We start from the raw sequence: 23,213 nt of genomic DNA on the forward strand, positions 1-23,213 counted from the left end.
CGACGGTTAATCAGTTAACCTCCGAAGCGGCCGCCCCCTCGAACAGGGCCGCGAACAGCTTTCGTTCGGCGGATCGAACGTGCTTGTGAAAGGCGGGCGAGGAGATGTCCAGCGAGCCGGCGATCTCCTCGCCGTTCGCTCGGCGGGGCCACTCGAAGAAGCCGCCGTGATAGGCCGTCTGGACCACCTCGCGCTGGCGGTCAGTGAACGTTTCGAGAAGCGCGCTGCGCGCCGGACCGCTGACCGTCGATCCATCGTCGGTCGCCCCCTCGCGTCGGGCCACCATCGACACCGAGGGCCCGCTTCGGCTGATACCTGATAACACGTCGCGAATCTCGACGGCGTCCGGTACGTCGACGATCGCGCGGCCGCCCGACGCGTCGGCAACGAACTCGCGCAGCCGCGCGCCGTGGGTATCGGTGATCGAACCCAGGAAGGAATCGGTGACCCGGAGCTGGAGCAACGTCTCCTCCTCGTAGTCGGCGATCGTGGTGATCTCGTTGATTCCCTCGATAGCGGTGTATTCGGCTGCCTCGAGCGATTCGTCGACCGGCACCTCGGCGGCCACGAATACGAACTGGTCGCCGTCTGCTCGCGCCGTCGCCCCCTCGTACGTCACGGACTCGCCGAGGAACTCGGCGAGCCGACACAGCGTCGCGTCCGCCGCGACCTCGAGTTCCACCTCGGTGTGACCGTCACCGAACAGCGCGTTCTTCCGTTTGACGGCGTCGATCGCGTACGCGATCGTCTCGCCGAGTTCCGCGAGCGTCGACCGCAGCGTCTCGTCGAACGCGCCCCGTTGTTCCCCGTAGATCGAGAGGACGCCGTAGCAAAACCCGTCGTAGACCAGCGGGATCGCGTACGCGGACTGGAAGTTTCGCGAGAGCGCCTCACCCCGCCACTCGCCGTCGTGAACCGACGCGGCGACGTTTTCGACGTGGACCGGGCTCCGCGTTCGAACCGCCCGCCCAGCCGGTTCGGCGGCCGATTCGTCCACCGTCGTTATCGTCACCGCGTCGAGATACCCCCGTTCGAACCCGGCGTGGTATCGCGGTTCGAGGCTGTTCCCGCTCGGGTCGGGTTCGCCGAACCAGGCCAGCGAACACGACTCGAGTTTGGCCAGTGATTCGGGGATCCCACGTTCGATCTCGCTTCGGGAGTCGGCCATCAAAAGGAGTTGTTCGACCTCTTGACGCACCTCGTTGGCGGCGTTGAGCCGCTCGAGGTGTCGGTTCTGTTTCTTGAGTTCGCGTTCGCGTTCGCGGAGCCGGCGGCTTCGCCCGATCCGGTCGAGGGCGGCTTCCGCCGTCGTCGCGAACAGTTCGGCGAGTTCGACGGTCTCGTCGGTGTACGCGTCGGATTCGGTCGACAGCGCGACGAGAACCCCGTGTTCGCCGAGCGGAACGGAGAGACCGCTTCGAACGTCCGGCGACTCATCGCGAACGATCCCCACCGCTCGTCCGTCGTCGTGGACCGTCGGTTCGCCGGCGACGAACGCCCGCCACGGATCGCCGGCGTCGGGTGGGAGCGGGTGGGGCGAACCGAACGTCGACTCGATGGTCGACGAGTACGCCGTCGGCAGCAGTTCGTTCGCTTTCGCGTCGAACCGGTAGACGACGGTTTCGAGGTCGAGCACGTCGGTCGCGATGTCGACGATGTACTCGCACGCCTCTTCCTTCGAGTCGACCGTCAACAGGTGACTGGTCGCCTCGTGGAGCGCGTTGAGCGCCTCCTGATACTGGACCCGTTCGGTGATATCGTTGGCGACGCCGATGACCCGGTCGACGGTACCGTCGTCCGCGATCGGTCGGAGGGACGTCTCGAAGATACGGTCTCCGAGCCGTCTCCGCGTGTTGACTGCCACCCCATCGAGCGCGTCCCTCGCGTCGGCGCGGACCGCGGGGTAGTCCTCGAGCAGTTCGAAGAACGATCGGCCGATGACCTCCTCCGATTCGAAGCCGAGATTCGCGAGCCCCTGGCCTTCCGAGAGCGTGAAGGTCCCGTCGTCGTCGAGAACGAACAACACGACGGGAACGTTCTCGACGAGCGTCTGTAATCGCTCCGTCCGCTCGGTCAAATCCCGTTTGCGTTCGACGCGCTCGGTCACGTTCCGCCAGTAGACGGAGATTCCGGACGGCGATGGGTAAATCCGCGACTCGATCCACGCGTCGTAGGCCTCCAGGTAGGCTTCGACCGTCCGCGCCTCTTGCGTTTCCATCGCCTCGATGGCGGCGTCTTGAAACGAGGTCCCCGCTATCTCCGGGAAGACGTCGAGGATTGGTTGACCGACCAGGTCGGATCGCTCGAGATCGAGCACGTCGAGCGCGCGATCGTTCACGTAGGTGAACCGCCAGTCGGCGTCGAGGGCGTAGAACGAGTCCGTGACGCGTTTGAACGACTCGCTCAACTCCCGTTCGATGCGGTGGAACTTCGTAACGTCCCGTATCGACGCGATGATGCCGTCGACGGCGTCGTCCTCGAGTCGGTTGGTGAGAACGGCCTCGTGGACGTACCAGCGCCCGTCCGCGTGTTTGCACGTGTATTCGACGGTCCGCGTGGTGCCGAGTTCCCCCTCGCAAACGGCGTCGAACTCGTCTCTGACCGTCTGCCCGTCGTCGGGGTGGACGAACTCGAGCATGTTCTTGCCGGACATTTCACTCGAGGTGAACCCCCCGACGCGTTCGATTGCCGGGCTCACGTCGGTGACCGTTCCCTCCTCGTCGAGGACGATCAGCAGATCCGACGACTGTTCGATCAACGTCCGGTACAACTCCACCCGGTGGTCGGCCGATCGCTCCATCGCGGTGAACTCGACCGTCCGCCGGAGTCGATGGGTCAGCAACGGCGGCTCCTGGATGGTCGTCTTGGCGACGAGTTCGGTCGCACCCTCGTCTCGGAGGCGGTCGATCGACTCGTTCGCAGCCGGATCGACCGCGTAGACGATCGGACACGATCCGTCGACGGCCGCGAGGACGTCTCGGTCGTCGGTCAGGACGCAATCGACCGTCTCGAGCCGGTCGTCCGTGAGGTCGGACGCGTTCGGAACGGATTCCGCGACGGCCACCGCTTCGTCCCCGAGCCCCGCCGTCGCCGTCCGGATCCACTCGGACGAGCCGACGGAAAGGGCGCGGACGGGCGTCGTCTCGGTATCCTCGAGACTTCGAACCATACCGCTTGTGGGAGCGGAGAAGGGAAAAAGCTCGCGTCGGTTCAGACTCCGATCGACGGCCTACTCGAGGACGAGCGGGCCGTGCTCGACCAGGTAGCCGTCGTCGCGGTCGTCGATAGCGCGGGCTTCTCGAAACCGGATTCCCCGTTCCATATCGGTCATGACCGGCGTCTCGTAGTAGTCCGCTTCGTACTCGAACGCCCCGCCGTCCCGACGGCGGCGCTCGACGAACGCCCGATGCCGCTCGAGGCGAGCGCGGCCGACCGACCGCGACAGCGCCGGCACGTCATCGATCCGGTCGTCGAATACCTCGAGGAAAGCGTCCTCGAGTTCGAACCCGATCGAGTTTCGGCCGGCACACATCGCCGCGAGCGTGGTCGTGCCGGTGCCCCAGAAGGGGTCGAGAACGGTGTCGCCGTAGGCGGAGTACATACAGAGCAGCCGGTAGGGGATCTCCAGCGGGTACGCCGCTGACCGCTCGCGGAGTTCGTCGTCTGCCTCCTCGAGGGACTGCAACTCTCCCGTGACGTCGGTCCAGACGTCCGAGAACCAGCGGTTGCGCTCCTCCCAGAAGAACGCGGCCTCGTAGCGCCGGTCGGCTCCCGGCTCGAACGCGCGGCGCTGGTCTCCCTTTCTGAAGAGCAGGATGTACTCGTGTTCCAGCGTCACGTAGGCGTTGGGCGGAATCATCCCGCTGCCCATGAACTTGGCCGCGCTGTTGGCCGGTTTGCGCCAGAGCACGTCCGGCAACGGATCGAACCCGCGGTCTTCGAACGCCGCGAGCACGCGAGCGTGGTTCGGATAGACCCGAAAGCTCCCGTCGACCGATCGGGTCGCATCGCCCACGTTGATACAGGCGATGCCGCCGTCGACGAGCACCCGCTCGAGCTCGTCCCAGACGGCCTCGAGTTGGTCGTGCATCCCGTCGAACGCGGCCTGACCGTCGTCGTTGGCCAGCGCGTCACCGATCGCGGGATCGAGCCCGGTAAAGAGGTCGTCCCACATCTCGATCATCGGATACGGCGGCGACGTGACGACGAGTTCGACCGACTCGTCGGCCACGCGCGAGAGATCGCGAGAATCACCGGCGAAAACGCGGTGGGTCGTCTCCATTGACCGTATACTGTCTGCGTCGGGCCCTTAGCTCCTTCGTCAGGGCGACGGTACGGATTCGAAAAAATCGCTCGAGTCACCGGTCGGCCCGGCGGAGCACCGGCCGAACCGGAGATGCGCTATTCGGATCGAAGAGCGGCGATTCGAACCCGCGAACTCGGTCGTGCGGCGGACGCGTCACTCCTTGCTTGCCTCGCTTCTACTCTTCGCTTTCCTCGCCTGCCCCCTGGGCTTCCTCCATTTCTTCCGACTCCGCCGCATCGTCCGCGTCGTCGCTCGTGGCCGGTTCGAACTCCTCGATCGGCTCCCACTCCTCTTCCTCGCCCGAGGCGAGGCGCCGACGGAGGAACGCGGCCCCGGCGAGCACGCCCACGGCTAGTAGCAGCCGGGGGAGCCGCGATGTCGAACCGGAATCCGATTCGTCCGCCGTCTCGGCCGCCGTCTCGTCGGTCGCTTCGGTCGACTCCATGACGTCCTCGATGATCTCCGGCTCCTCGAGGTCATCGATCGGCGACTCCTCGAGTTCGGGCGATTGACGACCCACGAGAAAGCCGACGGCCGCGCCGAGGCCGAACAGGGCCCCCGCGAGCGGTAGCCGTCCGCCCGATCGCGATCCCTCGGACTCCTCGACGGCTTCGAGAATCGATTCCCGCATCGACGAATCCATTCCTCTGTTGATTGCTTCCTTGACGATGAGCTCGGACAACGTTTTGTCTTGTTGTTCCATCTCGGGCATAATTCGCTCCGACCACACCACCGCACATAGTTCTGTTCACCGTTTCCGTCGTCGGCTCCACCGGCCCCGCTCGTTTCAGGGAACGGTTTCGAAAGACAAACTGTTTAATTACTTGTTTACCGGCGTGGCGATCGACTGCTCACCGGCCATCGCGATCGGTTGCTGTCGACCCGTAATTTGCGTTACAGTGGGCTGAACTGGCCGGAGAACCGATATCGACGGAGTTCCGTCGGGAAATCAGTTCCTACGTCCGCTTTCGATTGGCCGCGAGTACGTGTCGGTCGCGCGCGCGGACGGCTGCCGAGCGGGCCTTCGATCGATGTGCGACTCGAGGGCACCCCTCACCGATCGGATCGCGTCGTCGATCGATAAATCGACTGCTTCCCGTGGTATAAGGTCTCATCGGCGCGACGAGGACGAAGGGAGGTGTAGAACGCCTTCCATAACGAAAGGGGTCCGCTCGAAACGGATCCGGGTATGAGCGTTTTCCGCCAGCCCGGGGTCCTCGGTCGGTCGACGCGGCGACGCGTAGTTGGCGTCACCGCGGCGCTCTCGGCCGCGGCCGTCGAAACGCTCGCGGTCGGGTGCTGGTTCGTCCTCGTCGTCGACTCGCGAACGGCGTCGACCGCACTCGCGGGGCTCGGGGTGCTGTTCTGCGGGTCGCTGCTCAGGGCGGGCGTCTTCGGCGCGACGGTCAGCGATATCGACGACCTCCTGCAACCGCGGCGACTGGGCGTGACGATCGTGCTCACGACCGGGTGGATCGTCTGGTTGCTCGTGGCCGAACTGATCGGCGCGGTCCCCGGCGTCGTCGTCGCGACCGTCGTCCTCGCGGGGATCCTCACCGCGCAGTTCCGTCTCGAGCGACGCGTCTTCGGGGAACGCACGTCCACGCGCGTGACGTTCACGCCGGTGGTCCCGGGACTTCTGATGGCCGTCGGCGCGTCGACGTTACTCGCGACCGCCTGGTTTACCGACTGGAGCCTCTCCTCGCCACCGGTTTCGCTCGGCGTCACGACCGCGGTTCTCGAGATCAACGCGCTTCACGTCGGCGTGCTCGTCTTCGGACTCTTCGCATTTCTCGCCCACCAGTACCGATTTCAGCGGATTCTCGACCCCTGAGACGGTCTGCCGTGACAGTGTCCCGGCGCACCGCCCGGCGGGTCGCGGTGCGCGGGAACTACCTGACTGATAGGAGTCCGTGTCACGCCTGGGGCTCGAGCGGGGATCGACCGCTCACTTCCCCTGTGCACCCACGTTCTGATCGCTCTCGAAGGAGTCCGGATCCGGTTCGATCGCCGCGTACTGCACCGCTCGCCGCCCCAGCGTCGCGACCCGCTTCTCGAGTTTCGGATCGACGAACTCGCCGTCCTCGAAGGCGGCGCTCGCGTTCGGGATCGCCGCCTCGTGGGGGATCACCCACGCGTTCAGCGCCCGGCAGACCGACCGCATGTGCTCGAGGGCCGTCACGGGAAACGCACCACCCGAGACGGCGAGGAGTCCGACGGTCTTGTCCGCGAACTCGTCGAACCCGCAGTAGTCGATCGCGGTCTTCAGCGGCGAGGCGTACGACCCGTGATACATCGGCGAGCCGAGGATGATCGTATCGGCGGCGCGAACCCGGGCCGCCAGCGCCTCGGCATCGCCCGCGTCCTCGCGGTCCCGGTCGGCGTCGAAGACCGGGAGGTCGTACTCCCGGAGATCGAGTAACTCGGTCGTCGCGCCGGCCCGTTCGGCGGCCGAGAGGGTCGCTTCGAGCGCGGTCCGAGTGTGACTGCCCTCGCGGAGACTGCCACAGAGCGCAGCCACGTGGACGTCGCTGTCGGTCATGTCTATCCGGACGGCCGGAAGCGGGAAAAGTATCCCGAACGTGACCGTTTTTGAGGCGATTCGGTCGGAACTCCGCCCAACGTGGGACGACTATCGTAGCCCCTGAAACGATTTCCCACTAATCGCAACGCCGTCGTTCGATTCGGCGCGTATTGACTTTCGGTGGCTACGATAGCCGTCGGAGACGCAGCCGTTGCAGAAATCCGGGACGATATCGCGAAATCGCGTCTCACCGCGGCGCTCGAGGAGTCCCTCCGTCGGAAAGAGACTACGCCGAGCCACTCGCGGCTGGCGGCTTCGCTTCACTCGTGCGTGGTGGAACGAACAGCCGCGAAAACGGGTGCCCTCGAGTCAGGCGGTCGTCGCGGTCGCGTCCGACGTTCGAACGCTTCCGTACACACCGACGACCGAGAGGATCGCGATGATCGCACCACCGAGGCTGTTGATCCCGACCACCAGTTCGCGGTCGATTCCGAGGACGAACGGTGACGCGGCGATCCAGATTCCGAGCAACACGAGGACCGCGGCGAGGGCGATGCTCTGGGTGCGGCTTTCGCCGGTTCGGTACGCGTGTACCGAGGCGACGAGTGCGGTCACAGCGCCCACGAGGACGTTGTGGATTCCCTCGACGCCGGTGATCGTGAAGACGACCGTCGATGCCATGATGAACACACCGAGTACCGCCGTCAATCCGGCCGTTCGTTCGACCAGCACTGACGAGTCGTCCGCGGATCGCGTTTGACTCATATGCAATGCAACGTGAGCTTCGTATTTGAGAGCACCGATAATATACACTATCTGATAGGTGTCCGGATCTGAGGAGCGAATTCCCCCCGGCATCGGATCCACTGACGGTCAGTGCAACCCCGATCGAACCCCGACGGCGCTGGCCCAGCTCGTTACCGTGAGAGGAGACACCAGCAGTAGCGCTCGACCGACCGAAGAAGGGGCCTACCCGTCGGTTACTGCCGGAAGCGTCAACGAGAACGTCGTGCCTTCGCCGGGCTCGGAGTCGGCCCAGATCGTCCCGCCGTGGCGTTCGACGATCCGCCGACAGAGCGCCAGCCCGATTCCCGTCCCCTCGTATTCTTCGCGGCTGTGCAGTCGATCGAAGACCGTGAACACGCGATCGTGGTTTTCCGGGTCGATGCCGATCCCCTCGTCGCGAACCGAGAGGACCCACTCTCGGCCTCGACGCTCGGCGTCGATCTGAACCCGCGGCGGGCCGTCCGCGTGATACGTCAGCGCGTTATCGAGGAGGTTCTGGAAGACTTGCCGCAACTGACTCGCGTCGCCTTCGACGACGGGAAGATCGCCGATCGTGATCTCGGCGTCGGTCTCGTCGATCTGTAACTGGAGATCGGCGATCACGTTCTCGAGCACGGCGTCGAGATCGATCGGTTCGAGCGGATCGCCCCGCGTTTCGACGCGGGAGTATTCGAGCAGGCCGTCGATCATCTCGTGCATGCGTTCGGCACCGTCGACCGCGAACTCGAGGAACTCCCGCCCGTCCTCGTCGAAGGCGTCACCGTACCGGGTATCCAGCAGTTGGAGGTAGCTCGTGACCATGCGGAGGGGCTCTTGTAAGTCGTGCGAGGCGGCGTAGGCGAACTGCTCGAGTCGCTCGTTCGACGCCTCGACCTTCTCGACCGTCTCTTCGAGTTTCCGCTGTGACTCGCGCCGTTCGGTGATGTCCGTGAGCGTGACGAGGGCGCGACTGACGTTTCCGTCCTCGTCCCGGACCGGCATCCCGTGTTCCATGATAATTCGCCGGTCGTCGTCAAACGGCTCGATCTCGTAGACATTGGGCTCCGTGACTTCCTCGCCCTCTAGTACCTGCACCATCGTCCAGTCTTCGGGTTCGACTGGTTCACCCGTCTCCGCCCACGCCGCCGAGTACTTCTCGTACTCCGCGATCGACTCCGCGTCGAAGACGTCGCCGCCCCAGATTTCCTTCGCCGTGTCGTTCGCTCTGAGCAGCGATCCGTCCGCGTTCGCCACGACCGCACCGACGGGTAACACCTGAAAGAGCGTCTCGAGTTCCGTTCGCTGCCGTTCGACCTCGAGCTCGGCCCGCTTTCGGTCCGTGATGTCCGTGAGCGCGCCGGGGAACGTGACGGGATTGCCCTCCTCGTCGCTCTCGACGTGGCCGCGGGCGACGACCCACCGGAGTTCGTCTTCCGCGTTCCAGACGCGATACTCCGACTCGTACTCGCTGCAGCGTTCGACGGCGTCCTCGACTTGCGCTTCGACGCGGTCGCGATCGTCCTCGTGGATCGCAGCGGTGAACCGCCCGAGCGGAACGCCGTCGCGAGCCTCTTCAGGGTCGATACCGAACGTTTCGGCGAACGACGCGCCGACGGTCATCTGATCTTCGGGAATCATCCATTCCCACGTCCCGACCGCACCGGCTTCGGTCGCGGCCTCGAGTTGTGTCTTGGCGTCGCGAAGGTACCGTTCGTGCTCCTTGCGTTCGGTGATATCCCGATCGGAGACGATGATCGACACGACGTCCCCCTCGTCGTTCGTGACGGGTCTGAAGACGCCGCTGATCGTGAATTGCTGCGCATTTCGCCCGACGATATCGGTCTCGAACTCGACGTACTCGCCGGCCGCCGCTCGCTCGGTCCAGTCTTTCACGTCGGACTGCACGCCGTCTCCGTCCCCCCACCACGGGGTCTCCCAGAACGCCTCGTCGATCACGTCCGCGAGGTCGGCGTCGATGTACTCCATCGCCGTCCGGTTGATATCCAGCACCGTCCCGTCCGGCTCGAGCAGGCCGACGAGAATGTTCGGATCGTCGAAAACCGCCTCGAACCGCCGCTCCGTCCGTTCGTTCTCGACGGCCATCGCGAGGGTGTTCGCCACGCTCCGGACGAAATTCGCGTCGTGTTCCGCGAACTCCCGCCGTTCGGTCGGGTGGGCTGCCAGGACGCCCCACGGCTCCTCGTCCGAGCCGATCCCGACGCTGATCCCGCTGACGATACCGTGATCGGCGAGGTGGGCGGGATCGGAAAACCGCCCGTCGGCTCGCAGATCGTCGACGACGACCGGCCCGTCTCCGCGTAGCGCTCGGCCGGCCTGCGAGTCGGGGGTCGCCGATACCGTCGCGGTCCCGACGCAGCCGTCGCGCCAGCCCACGCCCTGCCGAAGGACGAACTCGTCAGTCGCCGGGAGCGACTCGAGAACCGCCGCGAACTCGGTCTCGAGCGTCTCGGCGATCGTCGCCGTCGCCTCGCGAAGCAAACTCGTGAGGTCGTCGATTTCGAGCGCGCGCTGCCCGAACTCGGCGACGGCCTCCTGTTGACGGATACGGGCGCGTGTCGAGGGATCGCTCTCCGCCCGAGGAGATGAGGTCATTCGTCGTACATTCCTCGGGGCGGAGGATAAGGGCTTCCCCGGACGACCAACCGTCCGGACCCGTCAGATACGGTGGCCAAACGCGCGCTTCCTGGCAGGGGGAATGCGAGGGAACGGTTCCGAGACATCACGGCGGCCTCGTCCGACCGTCCGGCGTCCTCGAGCGTCTCTGGATCTCCTCGAGCGTCCGTGACGGTCGTTCCGTCGGACCGATACGGAACACTAATCACCGACGGTGGTCGTGCATCTCGTGTGGAGGTGGCAATATGATGACAGCAAGCGCCCGGGTTCGGGCCTCACTGCTCTGGCGAATGGCCGTCGCCCTGGTCGTGTTGACGGTCGTCTCGATACTCATCGCCGCGACGGCGATCGTCGTCGGCGGCTCGCTCGCGTGGCTCGGAATCCTCGTCGTCGTCTACGTGCTCGAGACGTTGTTCCTGCCGTTCTCCGGGGACTACTTCGGGCTGTTGCAGTGGACGCTCACGCATCCCCTCCGCGTCGCGATCGCGAGCGGGATTCCCCTGCTCCCGGTCCTGTACTACTGGCCGGTCCGGGACGAGATCCGGGAATTCCAGGCGGAACTCGGAAAAGCGGGTGCGCCGGCGTCCGAAACCCATTCCGAACTGGCGGCGGTGGTCCGTCGGCTCGCCCAGCAGGGAGACGTTCCCGAGCCGGACGTCTACGTCGCCGATCGCCGACGGCCGGAGTCGTACGCTATCGGCGGCCGCTCGAGCGGGACCGTCATCGTCACGACGGGGCTCGTGAATCGGCTCTCGGCGGGCGAGCTGGAAGCGGTGCTCGCACACGAGCTCAGCCACCTCGCGAACGGCGACAGCCGCATCATGAACCTCGTGCTCGTTCCGATGCTGGTCGCCGAACGCGTCGGTTCGGACGACCCGCCGTCCCGAAAACTGCTGGTCTCCCAGCCGCTGGCCTACCTGGCCCGGCTCGTCCTGTGGGCGCTCCTGAGGGTCGTCACGACGGGACAGCGGCTGTGCTGTCAGTTCGGAATCGCCGTCCTCTCGCGCGGTCGGGAGTTCGCGGCCGACAGGGGAGCCGCGGAGCTGACGGGCGCGCCGAGCGACCTCGCCAGCGCGCTCGAGACGCTCTCGGACGACCGCTCGCGACCCAGCGAGGACAAGCGAACCTGGGCGAAATCGGCCAGCGCGCTGGATATTCTCCCGCGCGAGGCGGCGGCCGCGTCGCCGGGCCCGTTTCGGACCCATCCGAGCACCGAGCGGCGGATCGAGCGCCTCGAGCGGCTGGTCGTCGAGCGGGTGACGGGAGCCGGCACTCGCGAGTAGCGGTTCCGGGCTCTCGCGGTCGGCGACGAGCGGCTGGCCCGCGAACGAGGGCTGCAGCGCTGCGGGACGCTGAAACGACTACTTGGCAGTCATGGGACCAGAGAGTTGCAGTTTTATCCTTGCGGTTGCATAGTCGGGTATGGCTTCGGCAGACGAAACCGACGAAACTGATCTGGGGGAGGTAGTCGACATTCTATTGGTCGAGCCGAATCACGGCGACGTGCGACTCTTCGAGGAGAACTTCGAGGAGGGGAAAATCGCGAACGCAATCCACACGGTCTCCGACGGTGAGGCAGCCCTCGATTTCGTTCATCAACGCGGCGACTACGGGGACGTCCCGAAGCCGGATCTCATCCTGCTCGAGCCCCAGCTCCCCGGCACGAGCGGGATGGCGGTCCTCGCGGAACTGAACGACGAACCGGTACTGAGCGAGATTCCCGTCGTCGTCCTCACGAGTTCGAAGATGGGCGAAGACATCGTGCGATCCCACGGCCTCGAGGCCGACGAGTACATCCGGAAGCCGGTGGACACCGACGAGTTCGTCGAGTTCGTCCAGTCGATCGAGGACTTCTGGTTCGCGATCATCAAAACCGACGGCGACGACTGATTCGACGCTCCGGCTCGAAAGTGAGACCGCAAATCGCGGTATCGTCCGTTCGGGTACTGCAGATAGCCCCCTCCCCCCACCGATACACCCCGAACCTTCTGTGAGTCCGGTTCGAGATGGTCCGGGACCGATATTCCGGGACCGAGACCGGACCGGGACGGCTCGTTCGCGGCTATCCGCTCCAGTGAACGCTCGTTTCCGCACTCGCGTATCCGCTCGACCACTCGCCGATCAACTCGAGATCGTCTGCGGATGTCGAACTCGGGACATCGAATCGGAGAACGCCGGCTATCGTTTTCCCAGCGCCGATGGTCCCGTACGTGCCGTACTCCCCGTCATCGATGGGATCGACGTAGCTTCCGCTGATTCCCACGTCGAGGGACGCGGTATCGTACACCGATCCGTCGGCGGAAAGATCCAGATCGGACGATCGAGGGGCCAACAACCGTTCGGTACTGTTGTTTCGAACTTCGAATTCGAAGAACACGAACGATCCGTCCGCTTGGACGGTCTCGGAGCCGTAATACGAATCTGCCTCGAACGAATCCGTAACGATGGGGTCGCTGACCGCGATCCGTGGCAACCCGTCGACGGCTACCGTCTCACCGAACGTCGCCGTCAGGGGCGTCACTTCCACCGACTTCGAGACGTTGTATTCGTCGAGGAAAACGGCGAACGATCCAGTCGTCACCGAATTGAAAGAAAGCCGGACGCTCGCAGTGTCTTCAGCGGGGACGGTGACTTCGAACGACTCGGTGTCGGTCGATCCGTCCGGATAGTCGACCTCGAGGGCGCTTTCGACCGTGTATTCAGTGCCGCCGGCGTTCTCCAGGACGACTTCGGCCGCGATTTCGTCGCCGATCGCGACGCTTTCGGGGAGGGTCAACTCGAGGAAGCCGACGTCGGGTAGCTCCGAGGGGTCAAGCGAGAGGTCCCACGCCGCTTCCTCACCGTCTTCGGAGTCGCCGGAGCCGACCCACGAGAGCGTCGCGGACTCGGTCGCGTCCGGGATCGAAAACGCTAGCCACCCGCCAGCGGAGACGTCCTGCCGAGCGTCGGTAGGCGCTTCGTACGCCTCGCCCGAAACCGGGGTCTCGAGCGACGGCGGAACGACGTTGTCGTATTGCTCGCTCTCCGCGACGAGTTTGAAATTCTCGGCTCGAGGGAGATCCCGCGTTTCCTCGCTCCGGTTCGCGACCTCGACGTTCGCGAGTACCCACATTTCACCCTCGTTCGATTCGCGAAGATCACCGTCGCCGTCCTGGAGTTCGATCGCGAGTTCCACGTCGGCGAGCGTCAGTTCGATACCGCCGGTTTCGATCGTCGACCCGACGTCGTCCTGCGGGTCCGCGTCGTTCTCCCCGTTCCCGCTCGAGTCTCCGTCGTCGGAGCTCGAGGTGCATCCGGCCACGAGGGCCAGCGGAACGGTCGTCGCCTGCAGGAGCGTTCGTCTGTTCATAGAGCGATACTCTCCGGATTACGTTAATATCTACTGGCAGATCACCCGCCAGCGAAGGTGTCCGAGAACGTGACCGCGCGTCGGTTCGGACTGATCGGCGGGTCGCGGCGGTCGGTCCTCGAGTGGGTTCGGTACCATCTCCGGGGCGATACCGTCTCCGGAGCGGGCGTGGCGATCACGGTATTCGCTCGCCGTCATCGGTGACCGCGATCGCGAAGTCGTCACAGAGCCACCAGCGGATCGCGTTCGGGGAGTGTCGCATCGCAGTTCGGACACTGCACGGCTGGCTCGGCTCGAGCCCCGGTCATCCGCTCCCACCCGTCCCTCGAGCGCTCGCGTCGACAGGTTCGGAATCGGGCGCGCCGAGTCCGATTTCGCAGGCGGCCGCGAGGCGCTCGGCGCGCTGGATGAGGGTGTCTGAAGCACCGGGACGGATTTTCGATCTGGACTCGACGGGTCGTGAGTCGCTTCGATGCCCTCATTTGCTTACTACCGCGCCTATCGAAAAAATCCTTCTACGATATTGTGGGATTTTATCTACGGTATCGACTAACTGCTCGAGCGTTTCGAACGATGTAAGAAGCCGTTCAGAAACGCGTAACTGATGAGGAAACCCGGTGATTGGATGCAGAATCCGACAGACGAGCGGATTCTGGAGGTGCTGAATACCAGGTTAGAGCTTGGTCCGACGACGATCGGGAGAAACATCGATCGTGATCGGACCGGCGTCAGCCGACGTCTCTCCGTGTTGGTTGAGTATGGTCTCGTAACTCGAGTCGATGAAGGATACTACGTTCTTACTGATCTCGGAGAGCAATATCTTACTGGGGAACTTGATGCGGACGGGCTCGAGCCGGACAATAACTGACTGAAGGACGAATTACGTCGGGACCGCCATCGAGAAACGGATGGTCGAGAAGTGTTGTTTTGATCTCGAGCGGGCGAGCTAGCTCGGTGCAAAATACGGCAACGGGGTGCCCGTTGGGAGTAAGTCGATAGTGACACGAGTTTCCATTCGGAGAACCCGCGAACCTCGCGCCGAGTACGGGCAGGGTCGGTATCACGCTGTGTGTCTGACGGGAGGTTACTCGTAAAGAACCGCTTTCGCAGCTTCTGGGCCATCTACATCGGGGTGGTTTGGCCAGTCGGTCATCTTTTCGGCACAACAACCCAAACAAAATAGATGGTACGTGTTCGTATTTTGCCAGTTTTCGCGCTCCAACCAGTATCCCTCAGTTTCATCTCCGTCAATACGCGTCCCACACTCAACGCATGCCTTCGGCTTGCAAGGCGGGTTCGGCTCGGGCCAATAAAATCTCATAATACCGTCTATACAGATGACAGCCTAATAACTTTATTCTACCAACACTTAAATTACCAGTTATGATTAGAGATGGTGGGAGATCTCAGGGAAAGACATCTCGTCAATACACCCCTGTACCGACCGAAGCGGGTGTTTCAATTTCCCATGTCGGTCAGAATATCGAACCCGGATCTCCGACTATCGAGAGACTGGACTTGAGTCCGGTACCGGAAGAACGAACAGTCGAGTCAGAGAGGGTGTTGAACCACGCGGACTTCGATTTTACTCGTCTTCTGGGTCAACTCCTCCTCAGACGCAGCTACCGCTCGAGAATTTGCTCGCGGCGAGGAATGGGGTCGGAGGGATTTGAACCCCCGATCTACTGATATCTCCGGTGCGCCTCGGAACTCCAGAGGGTCATCACACGAGCACTGATCAGGTGCCCGATCAGTATATCAGTCTGGAGTGTCGTCCCGGGCGCGGTGCCTCTGGAGTCAGCCGCCATGCCTGGCTTGGCCACGACCCCTCGAGTCTCCGTTGGGCGATCCGCCCTAAAGTGGTTTCGATTCGGTGCTGAAACCGCACTACAGCCACGGGGCCCGTCCCGCGGTGTCCGTCCCGTCGTCGCCCGGATACGCGTTCGACTCCTCCTCGCTCTCCTCGGTCGGCGGCTCGCTCGAGTCCTCGACGTCCCCGCCGTCGGCCACCGCGCCCATCTGCGCGGCCGCCGAACCCGCTTTGGCATCCGAACTCGAGTCCGCGTCGGAGCCGACCCACGGGAGGTCGACTGCAAACAGGGCGGCGACGAGCAGCGCCGCGAGCGGGGCCTGTCCGAACGCCATCCCGAGCAGGGACAGCGGCAGCAATCCGAGCGCGACCGCGCTCCCGAAGCGGAACCGATCGATGTCCATGTACTCCCGCAGGTAGGGCCCGGTGAGGGCGATGGTCAGCGCGAACGCCACGCCGACGGCCGCCGCCAGCGTCGCGTGGACGACGAGGACGGGATCGGTCATCACGACGAACGTCGCCCCCGAGGGATCGATGCTCGCGACCAGACCCAGCCCGATGACGACGACCGGATTGGGGAGGTAGTCCCCGATGGTGGCGCTGGCGGTTTTGGCCGCGATGGCGGCGATCACCAGCGCCGCGAACCGCTCGAAGATGACGATGTCGAGCACGCTCTCGATCGCCGGCGCGAGCGCGGCCTGGACCGCCGCGAGCAGTATCAGCGGGATCCCGACGAGCAGGACGACGGTCGCTTGCTCTCGAGGCGTGCCGTCCATCTCCGCGAGGATCACGGCGACGGTGGCGCTCCCGCCGAAGATCAACAGGCCGACCTGGAACGCGCCCAGCGGCTCGTCGAGCGCGCCGGCCAGGATTAACGCGGGGAAGACGCCGTCGACTAACGGCAGCATCATCACCAGCGCCAGGAGCCTCGCGTCACCCCCGACGATGCGCTCCATCTGGAGCGCGACCGGATGTTGTGACGTACTCATCGGTCAGGGCCGATGGCCGTGACCCGGGGCCAGTGGGCGATATGACGGGCGATCCCGTACCGACCGGTCCGCACACCGGTCGATCGCATTGGGAGTCTGGCCTCGTGCTGTGAGTTTCTGTGTAAAATTCCCGAAGGCGAAGGCGGCGACGAAGTCGGAACTCGTCCGGCCATCGGTTCGGGCGGCGGCTGCACTCACAGCGTACATGCCCGAAGACACGAGCGGCCCGTCAATAAACGTTGTGTGGGACTGCATTCCACGATCAGGCAGTGTTTCAACAGTAGCGTTCAGATCCGTACGGAAACGCACAGATCTGGCACGAATGTGGGCACTCGTCGCTGGAATAGGCGCGATTTGTGACAACGAAAGCGACTCGAGCGCGGACACAAACCGGGCGAGAACCCGAAGGCCTGAGGGGGGGCGGACACCCCGAGCAAGAACGACTCCAGAATCTCATTCGAGCGATACCAAACGATGCGTGCTCGAACCGGGTACCAGCGCGGCTAGACGATTCGCCCACTGAGGCCTCCGTCAACCGTTCACACCCGGATATATCTCGCAACGCTTTTTGCCCGGGGGTCCGGACGGTTTACATGGCGAACGACGTTCCAGAGCAAGAGCCCTATTCTTCGAAACTGCAGGTACCGGAAGCGCTAACGTTCGACGACGTCCTTCTCCGCCCGAAGGAGAGTCGCGTCGAACCCGACGACGCCGACCTCACGTCGAACGTCTCGAGAAACGTCGAGGTATCGGTCCCCATTCTCTCGGCGGCGATGGACACCGTCACCGAGAGCGGGATGGCGATCGCGATGGCCCGTCACGGCGGCCTCGGCGTCCTCCACCGCAACATGAACGTCGACGAGATGGTCGAGGAGATCGGGCGCGTCAAGAGCGCCGACGAGCTCATCATCCCCCTCGACTCGGTCGTCACCGCAGATCCCGAGATGTCCGTCCGCGAGGTCGACGAGCGAATGGCCCGCCAGGGCGTCGGCGGCGCGCCCGTCGTCAACACCAACGGCGAAGTTCTGGGGATCATTTCGAGTACGGACATCCGCCCCCACCTCGAGGTCAACGAGGACGACCCGGTCACCGAGGCGATGACCGACGAGGTCATCACGGCCCCCGAGGATATCGATTCCCGCGACGCGTTCGAGATGATGTACGAGCACAAGATCGAGCGGGTTCCGGTCGTCGACGACGAGAACCTCCTCGTCGGCCTCGTGACGATGCAGGGGATCCTGCAGCGCCGCGAGTACAAGGAGGCCGTCCGCGACGAGGACGGTCGCCTTCGCTGTGGCGTCGCCGTCAGTCCGTTCGAGCACGACCGCGCGACGGCCGCTGACGAGGCCGGTGCCGACATCCTTTTCATCGACACCGCGCACGCGCACAACCTGAACGTCGTCGAGGGTGCCCGCGACATCAAGGAGTCCGTCGACGCGGACGTCGTCGTCGGCAACATCGGCACCCGCGAGGCGGCCGAGGATCTGGTCGGTTTCGCGGACGGCCTCAAGGTCGGCATCGGCCCGGGATCGATCTGTACCACCCGCGTCGTCTCCGGCTCCGGCATGCCCCAGATCACGGCCGTCGCACAGGTCGCGGACGTCGCGAGCGAGCACGACGTGCCGGTGATCGCCGACGGCGGCATCCGTTACTCCGGCGACGCGATCAAGGCGGTCGCCGCCGGCGCGGACGCCGTCATGCTCGGCTCCTACTTCGCCGGCACGGACGAGGCACCGGGCCGCGTCGTCACGATGAACGGGAAGAAGTACAAGCAGTACCGCGGCATGGGATCCGTCGGCGCGATGAAGTCCGGCGACAGCGACCGATACCTCAAGGACGAGCCAGACGAGGACGACGAATACGTTCCGGAGGGCGTCGAGGCCGCGACGCCGTACAAGGGCACGCTCAGGTCCGAACTCCACCAGCTCGCCGGCGGCATGCAGTCCGGCATGGGCTACGTCGGCGCGGAAACCGTCCCCGAATTCAAGGAGCGCTCGGAGTTCGTCCGCGTCTCCGCGGCCGGCCAGGCCGAGAGCCACGCCCACGACGTCGTCATCACCGACGAGGCGCCGAACTACTCGCCCGACGGCGAGTAGCCCGCACGAAGCTCCGTCGTTCGGACGTCGACCCCCGCGATCGCGGTGTCGGATCGAACGGATTTCCGGTAGATAGGCGTTCTTTTCCCCGATCTCGGTAGTAGACGAGAGTGCCCCTTCGAGAGCGTTTCGAAACGCGCACAGTCCCTCGAACCGGACGAGTCGGAGGAGACCGTGCGACGAGCGGTGTCCGCCACGGACCGCCGGTCCGTCTCCGTCACTCCTCTTTCAACTCCGTTCGCCGGATCTTCCCGGTCGTCGTCTGGGGGAGTTCGTCGCGGAACTCGATCACCCGGGGATACTCGTACTCGGCGAGTCGGTCTCGGACGAGATCGCGTATCTCCGCGCGTAGTCCGTCGGCGTCGTCCTCGGCGGAGATCGCGCCGTCCGCTGGTTCGACGACCGCTTTGATGAGCTCGCCTCGCGTCTGGTCCGGTACGCCGACGACGCCCACCTGGGCGACCGCCTCGTGTTCCAAGATCGCCTCCTCGACCTCGCGCGGGCCGACGCGGTAGCCGCTGGTGATGATGAGGTCGTCGTCCCGGGAGACAAACCAGCAGTAGCCCTCCTCGTCGCGCTCGGCGAGGTCGCCCGTGAGGTGCCAGCGTTCGCCGTCGACCTCGAGCGTAACCGACTCGGTCTTCTCCGGGGCGTTCCAGTACTCCTCGAAGACGACGGGGTCGTCCCTCCGGCGGACGGCGATCTCGCCGATCTCGCCAGACTCGACGCGCTCGCCCGTCTCCGAATCGAGGACCGCCACGTCGTGGCCGGGCACGGGCTTTCCCATGCTGCCGGCCTTGGCGGGGAACCACCCCCGGAAGTTCGTCACGAGCAGGTTCGCCTCCGTCTGGCCGTAGAGTTCGTTGACGACCGTCCCCTCGAGTTCCGCGTCGGCCCACTCGAGTATCTCGGCTGTGAGGGGTTCGCCGCCCGAGCAGATGGCGCGCAGCGAGAGGTCGTACGCCTCGGTCGGGTCGTCGATCTCCATCAGCATCCGGATCGCCGTCGGCGGGAGGAACGCGTGGGTGATGTCGAACTCCGCCACGATCTCGAAGGCGCTGTCGGCGTCGAACGAGCCCATGGGATAACCGACGACGGGCCGGCCGTAGTGCCACGCGGGGAAGACGAGGTCGCCCAGCGCCCCGATCCAGGCCCAGTCGGCGGGCGTCCAGAAGACGGCGTCGTCGTCACGGACGTCCCGCTCGAAGTACATCTGGAACGCCGGACAGTGGCCGAGCCAGACGCCGTGGGTGTGGAGGACGCCCTTCGGCGACCCCGTCGATCCGCTCGTGTACATGACGATCGCCGGCGTGTCGACGTCCGTCTCGGCGCGGTCGTAGTCGGTGACGCCCCAGTCGATCGCGTCGTCGAAGCGCCCCGCGGTTGCCTCGCCCATCTCGTCCGTCTCGGCGTCGCCGTCGACCACGAGCACGTGCTCAAGGTCGGGGCAATCAGGCGCGACGGCGTGGATCGTCTCGCGCTGGGAGTCGTCCACGACGGCGACGCGGGCGCCGCTATCCGTGAGCCGGTACCTGAGCGCGTCGTCGCCGAACAGCACCGATAGGGGCAGCGAGATCGCGCCCAGTTTCCAGCAGGCGAGGTGGGTCAGAACGTTCGCCGGTTTCTGCGGGACGACGACCGCGACGCGGTCGCTGCGCTCGACGCCGCGGGACGCGAGGGCGGCCGCGACCGCGTTCGATCCTTCGTCGAGGTCGTCGAAGGTGTATCGCTCGCGGCCCCCGTCGGGGTACGTCTGATAGAGCGCGACCCGGTCGCCGCCCTCGTGTTTCGAGACGAGGTCGGCCGCGGCGTTGAACGCATCGGGGACGTCCCATGCGAACGATTCTCGGGCGTCGTCGTACGAGTCGTGGTCGAGGGTGATGTGCCAGGTCATGGGTCCGTGCCCGTATCGTGGTGCACGACGGGAGGGGTATTCGAAGTCGGGGCCGGATTCAGGGTGACGGCTGTCAGCGAAACGGCCACCCCCGCGATTCGACGGAGACATCGACGTGGTCGAGTCGGGGATCCTCGGCGAGCCCCGCGACGAGGTCGGCGTGGGACGCGGCGTCTCCGGTCGCGACGAGGGTCATCTCGCCGCCGTAGCGGTCCGCGTCGCCGCGCTCGCCGCCCGCTCGCCAGCGCAGGTCGAGTTGCGCCCGCCGAAACCGCGTCCCCTCGAGCAGGCTGATCCCCTCGAGGTCCGAAAGCGGGACGGCGAAGTTCATCTCGGCGAGCGAGAGGAGGTCCTCGAGCGGCCGGTCGTCGACGAGGGCGCGGTCGCGTTCGCCCATGTCCGCCCGCAGGAGCATGGATCGGTAGGACTGGCCGACGTAACACCAGACGAGGCGCTCGTCGGTGAGCACCAGTTCCCAGAACTCGATCGAGTTCGGTCGCTGGCGGAGCCACCGGGTGAAGCGGGCGATCTGATTCTCGGCGGTCGTCATCATCGTTCGAACAGCGTGTTGAGGTCGGCGGGGAACCGCTCGCCGTCCTGGGTCGCAACGGAGACGAAGACGAAGACGACCATCACGACCAGCAGGATGATCGCCTCGGCCGGGACCTCCGGCGGGTAGGGATAGAGCGTTCCCGAGATCAGTTCGACGAGCCACTCGTCGCCCGTGACGGACGCGGCCTCCGGGATCACGTTGTACACGACGTTCAATCCCATCCCGAGGACCAGTGAAGTGATCGCACCCCACTTCGTCGCGCCCTTCCAGTTCATCCCGAGCACCACGACGGGGACGAACGCCGCGGCGAAGAAGCCCCAACTGATCGCCCCGAGGATGCCCACCAGCGCGTCGGAGTAGAAGACGACGACCGTCGAGAGGACGGTGATCGTCGCCAGCGCCGCCTGGGTGACGCGAAGCTCCGTCTTGTCGTCCGTGATCGGACGACCGAGCGCCCGCGGGATGTCTCGGGAGACGGCGGCCGCACCGATGTTGAGGAACGAGTCGCTGGTGGACATGATCGCCGCCAACAGCGCCGCCAGGATCAACCCGGCCAGAACGTCCGGCGTGTACTCGAGGACGAACACCGGGCCGACCTCGCTCGCGCTGAACGTCTCCTCGATCTCGCCGGCCTCGACCATCGCGCGCATCGAGAGGCCGGCCGAGAAGGCGATCATGCTCGAGATGGCGTAGGAGATGGCCGCGATCGGGGCGCCCCACTTGAGGATCGTGAGGTTCCGACTCATGTAGAACTTCGTGATGAGGTGGGGTTGGCCGGCCGACCCGACCGAGAAGAGGATCCACCAGGCGAGGCCGACGAGGATGGCGGTCTCCGCGCCGCCCAGCGCGCCGAACGGCGAGATCAGCGCGGGATCGGCGCTCGCCAGGTTACGGGAGATGTTCTCCATACCGCCGCCGAAGGACATCGCGTAGACGAAGACGAACACCGCACCGGTGATCATGGTGATCGCCTGGACGAAGTCCGTCCAGACGCCGGCGATCATCCCGCCGAGCATGCTGTAGAGCAGCAGGATGAACGCGCCGCCGACCAGGCCCCAGAAGAGGGGAATCCCGAAGATGGCGCGCATGACGAACTGGAGTGCGGCCAGGTTCACCGCAAGGTACGCGATCACGCCGAGGAAGACCGCCAGGCCGCCGAGTCCCCGGACCCACTCGCTCTCGTACCGAACGAACATGGCATCGGGCAGGGTCAGGACGTTGCGCACGTCGGCGAGCACTCGGAGTCGCTTCGCGAGCACCACCCACGTGAGCAGGAACCCGATGGGTGCAGAGAAAAAGATCCACAGCGAAGTCGTCCCGAAGGCGTAGACGAGTTCGGGCCCGCCGACGAATCCGAACCCCGACTGAATCACCGAGAAGGCGGTCATCGCGAGCACCCACGTGCCGATGCTCTTACCGGTGATCAGGAAGTCGTCGGTCGTGTTCGTCTGTCGCCAGCCCCAGACGCCGATCGCGACGACGAGCAGCAGATACGCCCCACCGAAGGCGACGATGATCGGTTCGTTCGCGACCGGTATTCCCCCCTGCAGCGGCGCGAGCACCGCGAGGGTCGCGAGGAGGGCGACGCTACTCATCGCTCACCTCCACGAGATCGGAGTCACCCGCCTCTCGATCGGACTGGTTCGGCGCCAGCGGATACGCCCGCTCCTCCTGTTGCCGCCGCGCGTCGCGAACGATCTCCTCGACGATCTCTTCGCTGCCGATCCGATCGAAGATCAGCGAGTAGTAGATCGCGATCCCTAGTGGGAGGAACCAGATGAAGGCGAAGTAGAGCAGCGTGGGGACCGGCAGACCGAGGACGTACTCGTACTCGGTGACCGTCGGGTCCCACGTCAGCCAGACGCCGGTCAGACCGATCAGGAAGAGGACTCCCATTCCAGCGACGATACCCGTGTACGGTTCCAGGGAGAGTTCGCGTTCGTTCTGTTCGGTCGCCGCGGCGGCGATGACGGCGAGGATGATGCCCGCCGCCAGGTACGAGAACGGACGGTACAGTTCGAGCGCGGCCGCGATCAAGGCGGCGAGACTGAGCACGCCGATCGCGATCATGATCGTGTTACGCGACATGGTTGTGGCCAAATTGCTTCCGGTGTGCGTCTTCGAGGTCTACAGACCCTGTACCGTCCGGGCGGTTTCCGTTTGGTTCGTCGACGACCGGTCCACGGTGATGGCGCTTGGTGATGTCACCCATCGTGTGGGGCGGTACCATGTTACGTAAAAAGAAAAGATTTCGGTTAATATACCGATATTAACCGTTGAGATAGCCGATACG

General features: G+C 64.9%; 17 protein-coding genes and 1 tRNA gene. 5 read left to right on the forward strand and 13 right to left on the reverse strand.

What is annotated here, in order from left to right; translation table 11 throughout:
- Positions 1–10: 10 nt before the first annotated feature.
- The 3 genes from AC0QDI_RS02320 to AC0QDI_RS02330 form a co-directional block, all read right to left on the reverse strand.
- Positions 11–3,169, reverse strand: a complete 3,159-nt coding sequence (locus AC0QDI_RS02320; protein WP_474664858.1) for a PAS domain S-box protein — start codon at positions 3,167–3,169, stop codon at positions 11–13.
- Between the two features lie 60 nt (positions 3,170–3,229).
- Positions 3,230–4,282: a DNA-methyltransferase gene (locus AC0QDI_RS02325; protein ID WP_474664860.1), complete on the reverse strand. Its 1,053-nt coding sequence runs from the start codon at positions 4,280–4,282 to the stop codon at positions 3,230–3,232.
- Positions 4,283–4,481: 199 nt separating this feature from the next.
- Positions 4,482–5,018, reverse strand: a complete 537-nt coding sequence (locus AC0QDI_RS02330; RefSeq protein ID WP_474664862.1) for a hypothetical protein — start codon at positions 5,016–5,018, stop codon at positions 4,482–4,484.
- A gap of 477 nt (positions 5,019–5,495) precedes the next feature.
- Between AC0QDI_RS02330 and AC0QDI_RS02335 the strand changes: the two genes are divergently transcribed.
- On the forward strand, positions 5,496–6,140 hold the full coding sequence (locus AC0QDI_RS02335) for a hypothetical protein (RefSeq protein ID WP_474664864.1): 645 nt from the start codon (positions 5,496–5,498) through the stop codon (positions 6,138–6,140).
- 114 nt (positions 6,141–6,254) lie between these two features.
- On the opposite strand, the gene AC0QDI_RS02340 is transcribed toward AC0QDI_RS02335, so the two are convergent.
- The 3 genes from AC0QDI_RS02340 to AC0QDI_RS02350 all read right to left on the reverse strand — a co-directional run bounded on the left by AC0QDI_RS02340 (position 6,255) and on the right by AC0QDI_RS02350 (position 10,208).
- Entirely contained in the window at positions 6,255–6,848 is a 594-nt protein-coding gene (locus AC0QDI_RS02340; RefSeq protein WP_474664866.1) for an NADPH-dependent FMN reductase, read from the reverse strand.
- Positions 6,849–7,199: 351 nt separating this feature from the next.
- Positions 7,200–7,595 carry an SPW repeat domain-containing protein gene (locus AC0QDI_RS02345; protein WP_474664868.1) on the reverse strand — a complete coding sequence of 132 codons (396 nt, stop codon included), beginning with the start codon at positions 7,593–7,595 and terminating at the stop codon, positions 7,200–7,202.
- 204 nt (positions 7,596–7,799) lie between these two features.
- Positions 7,800–10,208, reverse strand: a complete 2,409-nt coding sequence (locus AC0QDI_RS02350) for an ATP-binding protein (protein WP_474664870.1) — start codon at positions 10,206–10,208, stop codon at positions 7,800–7,802.
- 266 nt (positions 10,209–10,474) lie between these two features.
- On the opposite strand from AC0QDI_RS02350, the gene AC0QDI_RS02355 reads away from it, so the two are divergent.
- Both AC0QDI_RS02355 and AC0QDI_RS02360 read left to right on the forward strand, forming a co-directional pair.
- Entirely contained in the window at positions 10,475–11,512 is a 1,038-nt protein-coding gene (locus tag AC0QDI_RS02355; RefSeq protein WP_474664872.1) for a M48 family metallopeptidase, read from the forward strand.
- Between the two features lie 139 nt (positions 11,513–11,651).
- A complete protein-coding gene (locus tag AC0QDI_RS02360) occupies positions 11,652–12,119 on the forward strand; it encodes a response regulator (protein WP_474664874.1) in 468 nt (155 codons plus the stop codon).
- 172 nt (positions 12,120–12,291) lie between these two features.
- Here AC0QDI_RS02360 and AC0QDI_RS02365 read toward each other — a convergent pair whose 3' ends face one another.
- A complete protein-coding gene (locus tag AC0QDI_RS02365; protein ID WP_474664876.1) occupies positions 12,292–13,578 on the reverse strand; it encodes a DUF4352 domain-containing protein in 1,287 nt (428 codons plus the stop codon).
- A 604-nt stretch (positions 13,579–14,182) separates the two neighbouring features.
- On the opposite strand from AC0QDI_RS02365, the gene AC0QDI_RS02370 reads away from it, so the two are divergent.
- Positions 14,183–14,446 carry a winged helix-turn-helix domain-containing protein gene (locus tag AC0QDI_RS02370; protein ID WP_474664878.1) on the forward strand — a complete coding sequence of 88 codons (264 nt, stop codon included), beginning with the start codon at positions 14,183–14,185 and terminating at the stop codon, positions 14,444–14,446.
- Between the two features lie 786 nt (positions 14,447–15,232).
- On the opposite strand, the gene AC0QDI_RS02375 is transcribed toward AC0QDI_RS02370, so the two are convergent.
- Together AC0QDI_RS02375 and AC0QDI_RS02380 are read right to left on the reverse strand one after the other, a co-directional pair.
- Positions 15,233–15,407: transfer RNA gene (locus tag AC0QDI_RS02375), tRNA-Trp, on the reverse strand.
- A 58-nt stretch (positions 15,408–15,465) separates the two neighbouring features.
- Complete coding sequence (locus AC0QDI_RS02380; protein WP_474664880.1) at positions 15,466–16,377, reverse strand: DUF5794 domain-containing protein; 912 nt, start codon at positions 16,375–16,377, stop codon at positions 15,466–15,468.
- A 593-nt stretch (positions 16,378–16,970) separates the two neighbouring features.
- Here AC0QDI_RS02380 and guaB point away from each other — a divergent pair.
- Complete coding sequence (guaB, locus tag AC0QDI_RS02385; protein ID WP_474664882.1) at positions 16,971–18,473, forward strand: IMP dehydrogenase; 1,503 nt, start codon at positions 16,971–16,973, stop codon at positions 18,471–18,473.
- A 217-nt stretch (positions 18,474–18,690) separates the two neighbouring features.
- On the opposite strand, the gene AC0QDI_RS02390 is transcribed toward guaB, so the two are convergent.
- From AC0QDI_RS02390 to AC0QDI_RS02405, 4 genes are all read right to left on the reverse strand, one after another.
- Entirely contained in the window at positions 18,691–20,367 is a 1,677-nt protein-coding gene (locus tag AC0QDI_RS02390; RefSeq protein WP_474664884.1) for an acetate--CoA ligase, read from the reverse strand.
- Positions 20,368–20,440: 73 nt separating this feature from the next.
- On the reverse strand, positions 20,441–20,920 hold the full coding sequence (locus AC0QDI_RS02395; RefSeq protein ID WP_474664886.1) for a hypothetical protein: 480 nt from the start codon (positions 20,918–20,920) through the stop codon (positions 20,441–20,443).
- On the reverse strand, positions 20,917–22,515 hold the full coding sequence (locus AC0QDI_RS02400) for a sodium/proline symporter (protein ID WP_474664888.1): 1,599 nt from the start codon (positions 22,513–22,515) through the stop codon (positions 20,917–20,919). Before AC0QDI_RS02400 ends, AC0QDI_RS02395 begins: the two co-directional genes overlap by 4 nt.
- The gene (locus AC0QDI_RS02405) at positions 22,508–23,008 is read right to left on the reverse strand and encodes a hypothetical protein (RefSeq protein ID WP_474664890.1); all 501 of its coding nucleotides are present in this window, start codon (positions 23,006–23,008) and stop codon (positions 22,508–22,510) included. The genes AC0QDI_RS02400 and AC0QDI_RS02405 overlap by 8 nt, the downstream gene beginning before the upstream one ends.
- Between the last annotated feature and the right edge of the window lie 205 nt (positions 23,009–23,213).

It is taken from the genome of Natrinema sp. LJW11, assembly GCF_056135975.1.